Raw genomic sequence first — 261 nt, 5'->3', positions numbered from 1 at the left:
TGTGGGATTTGAAACCCAGTGATTTCAGGCCGGCCTGGGGAAGTTTGCTGTGGCATGCCGTGCAGTATTTCTGATCATGGCAGCGATAGCATTGCTGCTGGTTGTCCTGAGCCTTGATCGGGTGAATCTGTAGCCAACCGCTCCGGTGGCTTTTCGGTTTGTAGTCGCGGCCCGCATTGCTCTGGGACAGGTCGTCCCCCGTGCCGCCTCCCTGGTGACAGTCGAGACACCAGGCCTGTTGGTGGCATTGACTGCAGTTGT

1 pseudogene is annotated in these 261 nt (G+C 57.9%); it reads right to left on the bottom strand.

What is annotated here, in order from left to right:
- A pseudogene (locus F6V25_RS17140) lies at nucleotides 1–261 on the bottom strand (cytochrome C); the annotation flags it as partial.

The organism is Oryzomonas japonica, from assembly GCF_008802365.1.
Lineage (GTDB): Bacteria > Desulfobacterota > Desulfuromonadia > Geobacterales > Pseudopelobacteraceae > Oryzomonas > Oryzomonas japonica.
Note: the sequence above shows the minus strand (reverse complement) of the source record. Positions and strands in the feature narration are given on the sequence as shown.